The sequence below is a fragment of the Streptomyces sp. NPDC004752 genome, from assembly GCF_053601275.1.
In genome coordinates this window covers 1-4,161 of sequence record NZ_JBSGBN010000263.1, presented here as the reverse complement: position 1 = coordinate 4,161, position 4,161 = coordinate 1, and the positions used below count along the sequence as shown (strand labels likewise).

Annotated in this window: 5 protein-coding genes and 1 pseudogene; 2 read left to right on the top strand and 4 right to left on the bottom strand. The window is 67.4% G+C overall.

The window, feature by feature from the left end:
* Positions 1-391: 391 nt before the first annotated feature.
* The 3 genes and pseudogenes from ACWEKM_RS45985 to ACWEKM_RS45975 form a co-directional block, all read right to left on the bottom strand.
* Positions 392-667, bottom strand: a pseudogene (locus ACWEKM_RS45985) (IS481 family transposase); the annotation flags it as partial.
* Between the two features lie 132 nt (positions 668-799).
* Positions 800-1,831 (bottom strand): MFS transporter, encoded by a 1,032-nt coding sequence (locus tag ACWEKM_RS45980; RefSeq protein WP_451627277.1) that lies wholly within the window; start codon positions 1,829-1,831, stop codon positions 800-802.
* 156 nt (positions 1,832-1,987) lie between these two features.
* Positions 1,988-2,908, bottom strand: coding sequence for an undecaprenyl-diphosphate phosphatase (locus ACWEKM_RS45975; RefSeq protein ID WP_451627276.1), 921 nt, complete (start codon positions 2,906-2,908; stop codon positions 1,988-1,990).
* A gap of 243 nt (positions 2,909-3,151) precedes the next feature.
* On the opposite strand from ACWEKM_RS45975, the gene ACWEKM_RS45970 reads away from it, so the two are divergent.
* Both ACWEKM_RS45970 and ACWEKM_RS45965 read left to right on the top strand, forming a co-directional pair.
* Entirely contained in the window at positions 3,152-3,424 is a 273-nt protein-coding gene (locus tag ACWEKM_RS45970) for a hypothetical protein (protein WP_451627275.1), read from the top strand.
* Positions 3,421-3,807, top strand: coding sequence for a hypothetical protein (locus ACWEKM_RS45965; protein WP_451627274.1), 387 nt, complete (start codon positions 3,421-3,423; stop codon positions 3,805-3,807). Before ACWEKM_RS45970 ends, ACWEKM_RS45965 begins: the two co-directional genes overlap by 4 nt.
* Before the next feature lie 142 nt (positions 3,808-3,949).
* Here ACWEKM_RS45965 and ACWEKM_RS45960 read toward each other — a convergent pair.
* Positions 3,950-4,161: N-acetyltransferase family protein (locus ACWEKM_RS45960; protein WP_451627273.1), on the bottom strand; the 212-nt coding region annotated here is incomplete at its 5' end.

The following is a 4,161-nucleotide window of genomic DNA, read 5'->3' as shown; positions in this document are numbered from 1 at the left end:
GGGAGGAATGATCGAGCCGCTTCGCAGGATGAATCCGATGATTACCATGCCGACGACCAGGACGACGGCGCCGACCAGACCCACGACGTGGTCCATGCTCATCCCGAGCTTCCCCCTCCGCAGCACCTCCTCCGGGCTGTACAGCCTCGCTATGGCCGGGCACGCTCCACGCGGCTGTACATGTGGTTATGCGATTCAACGCTCGCGGATAAGGAGTCGGGCGTCAACAGCATCGCCGCACACTGTGAAGGGTTCGCCGCAATGCCCCAGCCGTTCACCTGCAGTTCGATGCCCTACGAGCGATCATCGGTGTTTTCGCTGGACGCCGGCGATCTGCCATAAGGGGGGCGAAGATCGTTTCCTACGAGGAGGCAGATCTGGTGGAGTTGGCCGCCGCGTGCTCGTTCGCACGGGGGCTCCGAGTGTATGCCAAGCGCGAGTAGCCGTCGCCGGCGGAGTGCAGGTACACGTAGCCGCCTCGCTCGCTCCGGTTCTTGGTCCGGTTGGCCGCCTTGGCCTGTTCGCTTCCTCGGCCATGGGCGCGCCAGCCGCCGCCGTCGGGGATCCGGCCGACCTTCTTCACGTCCAGGTGGACCATGTGTCCATCTCGGCGCCGACGTGCGCGATCGGACGAGTCTGACAGCGCTCCACGAGGCGCCTGCTGCCTTCGAAGGACAGGGGTGGATTGCGGTGATGCATGAATGGTCTTTCCTGATCAGAGGAAGAGGGCCGCGATCCGCTTCGCGGTTTCGCGGTCCTCTGCGGTGCCTGCCCGCCGGGCGCCCAGCGGCTGCGGCTGTCAGCCGTTCAGGCCGCGGGGGCTGCGGATACCGGCCGCGGCTGTGAGTAGCCCCGCGAGCGAGAGGCCAGCGGCGGTGAGGAAGGCTGTCCGGTAACCGGCCAGCACGTCACCTCCGGCCGTGGCGGCGACGGTGGACAGGACCGCGAGGCCGAGTCCGCCTCCGATCTGGAGTGCAGTGTTGAACATGGCGCCGGCCAGTGCCTGCTCTTGGGTTCCCGCACCGGACAGTGCGGTGATGTTCGCCGGCACGAAGGTCTGTGAGAGACCGATGATGAGGATGACCAGGAGCGGCAGGATCACAGCCCAGTAGTTCGCTCCGGGGCCGACCAGGGAGAACAGGGCGAGGCCGATCGTGTAGCAGGTCAGACCGAACAGCATGAGCCGGCGTGCACCCACCCGCGGAACCAGGCGCCCTGCGACCAGGGGCAGGAGCGTCCCGCCGATGGCCAGCGGCAGGAAGGCCACGCCTGTGGTGAGTGGAGTGAACCCGAGGATGTTCTGCAGCAGGAGTGCGGCGAAGTAGTTCACCCCGACCCATCCCGCGTACATGAACACGGCGACCGCCAGGGCTGCGGCGAGGTTCGGCCGCTTCCACACCGCCGGAGGGACCAGCGGCTGGGTCGCCCGGCGCTGCCAGACCACGAAGCCGGCCAGGAAGGCCACTGCGAAGACTGCGACCACCCATCCGGGGCCATCGGCCACGTTCTTGCCAAGCTGGGTCAGGGCGAAGGAGAGCCCCAGTAGACCGGCGGTCACCAGTGTTGCACCGGGAAGATCGAGGCGTCCGTGGGCGCGGTCCTGAGGGGCGTCCGCGGGGATCAGTGCAAGCACACCCGCGATGAGCGCAACCACCACCAGGACGTTCATGGCAAACATCGCCCGCCACCCGATCGACCCCGCCAGCGCGCCCCCGACAACCAGCCCGAACGACCCTCGGCAACTCGCCGCTTCCTGGTTCCGGTGTCGTCGAAGCCGACGCCGCCTGCGCGGGGTTCCAGCGGATTGGGGCCTGGAACACCCAGGGTCCATTCCTGTCACGCGCAACCGCGGGGGTACGGGGACACTCTCCGGTGCAGGAGCGCACGGCACACTCAGGCGACGGCGGCATGTACACCGCCGTCGAAGTTCTACTCAGTGTAGAAAATGGGCGGGGGTGCCAAGCCCCGTGGGCGGCGCCATGCACTGTCAGCCGATGGTGAAGTAGGCGAGGCTTCCGAGTCCGGCCAGGGTGCAGTAGACGGCGAACGGCAGGAGGGTGCGGTTCTCGAAGTAGCGGACCAGATAGCGGGTCGCGAGGTAGGCGGCGATGAAGGCGGCGATGCCGCCGGCCAGCAGAGGTCCGCGCAGGCCGTTGCCCTCGGAGCCGAGGAGCGGGGGCAGCTTGAGCAGCGCGGCGCCGCCGATCACGGGGGTGGCGAGCAGGAACGCGAAGCGGGCGGAGTCCTCGTGGCCCAGGCCCTTGAAGATGCCCGCGCTGATGGTGGAACCGGAGCGGCTGATGCCCGGAAGGAGGGCGAGGATCTGGGCCGCGCCGATCGTCAGGGCCTGACGGATGGTCATGCGGGTGATCCGCCGGTCCGACAGCTCGTCCGGGCTCAGGTGTTCCTCGTCCGGTGCGACGGCGTCCTCCACCCGCCTGCGGCCGGTCCCGCCGCGCCGCAGCCGTTCGGTGACGAAGAGGACGATGCCGTTGAGGGCCAGGAAGATCGCAGTGGGGACGGGCTTGCCGAGCGTGGTGCGGAACACCTTGTCGAGCGCGACGCCGGCGATACCCACCGGGATGCAGGCCGTGATGATCAGCCAGGCGAGTCGCTGGTCCACCGTCTGGATGCGGCGTTGCGTGATCGACGTGACCAGACCGCGGAACACCCGGACCCAGTCGCGCCAGAAGAAGACCACCAGCGCCAGTGCGGTGGCCAGGTGGAGGCCGACCAGCTCGTTGAGGTACAGGGATCCATCGGCGGAAACGTCCAGGTCGCGCTTCCAGTGCCCGCCCAGGAGGGCCGGTATCAGGATGCTGTGTCCCAGGCTGGAGACGGGGAACAGCTCGGTGACGCCTTGCAGCAGGCCGACGCCCACGGCTTCGGGGTAGGTCAGGACGGACATGCGCGACCTTTGGCTCGGAATGCAGGGATGAGGCTCCGGGTGACGCTCGCGGCGGCTCCGGCCAGTCCGAAAACTACTACATCTTGTAGAAATTGAGGCCGTGGGTGATGGGTGTTCATCTCGGTGACCTGCAAGGTTCACCTTCCTTGCTGGGGACGTCTCGCCGGCGGCGGAGGAGACGTGGCCTGTACGGGCCCCGAAGTGGCACCGCCACTTAGGTATTCGCATCGGTATACTCGGGTTGTGGATACGACGATCAAGATCGGTGCGGAGACACGGGACAAGCTCGCGGCCCTGGCCGAAGCCAGGAATATGTCGATGCGGGCGTTGATCGAGGAGTTTGCAGCGACCGCGCTCACTGCTGCGCAGCTGCGTGAGCGGGCCGATCGCACGGACGCATTCTTGGCCTCGGAGTTCGGGCACCGGATCGGCGAGGACGAAGCCGGCGTGTTGCGTGAGCGGATGCGTCAGGCTCAGGCGGCCCGCCATGCCCAGGTCCGGGGCACTGCGGAGTGATCGTCGAGCACTACATCCTGGACACCCCCACGCTCCTTGCGCTGGGCGGCCATAAGCAGGTCTCCGGGCTGGTTCACGTCGCCGCCGGTGATCCCACCGTGTGCCTGTGGGTGCCGATCGTGTGCGCGCTGGAAGCCGAGCGCGACCGGACCGGCATCGTCGAGTACCTCGGCATCCTCGACGTCCTGCACACTCTGGACGCCGACTATGCGACCGCCCACGCCATCGCCGACCTGTATCGCCACAACGTCCCCTTCGGTGTGGCGGCAGCCGTGCACGCGGCCCGCCCCACGCTGGACCGTCCCGACGGAGCTCTCGTCGCCACAGTCACGCCGGCTGCCTACGACGGCCTCGGCGCACCGGTCATGGACCTCAACCAGTGACCCAGACTGTCGCGCATGAGAGCTGATGGGGACGCGATCCGGTGGATCACACTGCGGATGCGACGGGGCGCAGACCGGCAATCGTGATCAGGCATCCGGAGAGTAACGGCCTGGGGAGCGATTATCTGTGACGGCTGGTTGGTCAGGGCCGTGTGGCGTTGAGCGGCAGATCTCGGTGGAAGACGGCCATAGCCTGGCCGGGGCCGTTGTAGTCGTCGACGGTCTTCGTGTTGAAGCCGAGGCTGCGATGGAAGGCGATCGATCCGGTGTTCTCGATTGACGTGATCGCCTTCAGCTGCCGTGCACCATGACGTTCCGCTGCCTCGGCGAACGCCGCGTACAGGCGACGTCCGA

Bases quoted from the DNA above. Each gene is read 5' to 3' on its own strand.
- ACWEKM_RS45980 (WP_451627277.1), bottom strand. From the start codon at position 1,831: ATGGACCCTGGGTGTTCCAGGCCCCAATCCGCTGGAACCCCGCGCAGG.
- ACWEKM_RS45975 (WP_451627276.1), bottom strand. From the start codon at position 2,908: ATGTCCGTCCTGACCTACCCCGAAGCCGTGGGCGTCGGCCTGCTGCAA.